Origin of the sequence: Solirhodobacter olei, from assembly GCF_004010155.1 — a bacterium.
GTDB classification, from domain to species: Bacteria; Pseudomonadota; Alphaproteobacteria; order Rhodobacterales; family Rhodobacteraceae; genus Solirhodobacter; species Solirhodobacter olei.
In genome coordinates, this window is sequence record NZ_RRYH01000087.1 from 1 (window position 1) to 1,017 (window position 1,017).

At 61.2% G+C, this 1,017-nt stretch carries 2 protein-coding genes; both read right to left on the reverse strand.

Annotated elements, in window-relative coordinates; translation table 11 throughout:
- Positions 1 to 52 precede the first annotated feature (52 nt).
- The gene (locus tag EIP85_RS22580) at positions 53 to 583 is read right to left on the reverse strand and encodes a GNAT family N-acetyltransferase (RefSeq protein ID WP_127904447.1); all 531 of its coding nucleotides are present in this window, start codon (positions 581 to 583) and stop codon (positions 53 to 55) included.
- Complete coding sequence (locus EIP85_RS22585) at positions 571 to 912, reverse strand: type II toxin-antitoxin system TacA family antitoxin (protein ID WP_127904448.1); 342 nt, start codon at positions 910 to 912, stop codon at positions 571 to 573. The genes EIP85_RS22580 and EIP85_RS22585 overlap by 13 nt, the downstream gene beginning before the upstream one ends.
- Between the last annotated feature and the right edge of the window lie 105 nt (positions 913 to 1,017).

Here is a 1,017-nt window from a genome sequence, read left to right on the forward strand (position 1 = left end):
ACTCATCCTGCTCGGAAGTTTGCGACGGAACCATCGTGTTTCCCCCCAAACTCTAGCTAAATGCCGCGACCACGGTTTCGATAGGCAGGAACAGCGTCCGGCTGTCTTCGGGGTATTCGATGAACTCGGCACAGCGCAGATAGAAGCGCTTAGCCGCTTCATCTTTCGCCTGGACCATCACAGCCCCGATACCAATGCTTTGCGAAGCCAGCGCGATCCGGCGCAGCGCGTCCGCCAAAAGGTCCGCGCCGAGGCCCTTGCCCGCATGGTCGAGGTCAACGGCCAGCCGGCCGATGATCGAGACTGGAATCTGGTCGGGCGCGTTGCGCCGCACCTTGCCGGGAGTCGCACCGCGCTCGACCGACCCGGCCGAAATGCAGAAATAGCCGACGACCCGATTGCTCGCGCACACCACATAGGTGCGCGAGAACCGGCTTTCGTTCTTCAAGGCGCGATGGCGCAGCCAGTCGTTCAACGCAAGCTCACCGCAGTCGAATGCCGAAAGGTCATGCTCTGCCGTCAGAGGAATAGGAGCAGACAGTGGCAATTCGGGATGGTCGGGTGTGGCTTCTACTTCTGCCATGCCGGGGTCCGGCGCAGCAGGGCCTTGAGCTTCGGTCCCGGCGCGGGCGGATTGTCGAGCGCCTGCATGAAGGCGTCGTAGCGCTCGGGGTCGAGCGTGAACAGGCGCTGATCGAGCAGAACATCGACCGCTTGCCGCCGGGCACTTTCCACCATGAACTCGGTGCGTGTCTTGCCGAGCACCGCCGCCGCATCGTCGATGAGCTGGCGCGTGCCTGTCTCGATCCTTAGATTGATACTGCCCTTGGTGTCGGCCGTAGAGGCACGAGTTGCAACCACGGTGGTCGCAGAACGGGCGGATTCCGAAGGGGCGATACTAGCTTTGGTCATGGTCGCAACATGAGCGCTTGTATCCACAATGTCAATACGACAAGAGAAAGGGAAGACTTGGGCTGGGATTGCCAAGTTGTTTGGCCGAAATTGGCATGGGCCTGA

Bases quoted from the DNA above. Each gene is read 5' to 3' on its own strand.
- EIP85_RS22580 (WP_127904447.1), bottom strand. From the start codon at position 583: ATGGCAGAAGTAGAAGCCACACCCGACCATCCCGAATTGCCACTGTCT.
- EIP85_RS22585 (WP_127904448.1), bottom strand. From the start codon at position 912: ATGACCAAAGCTAGTATCGCCCCTTCGGAATCCGCCCGTTCTGCGACC.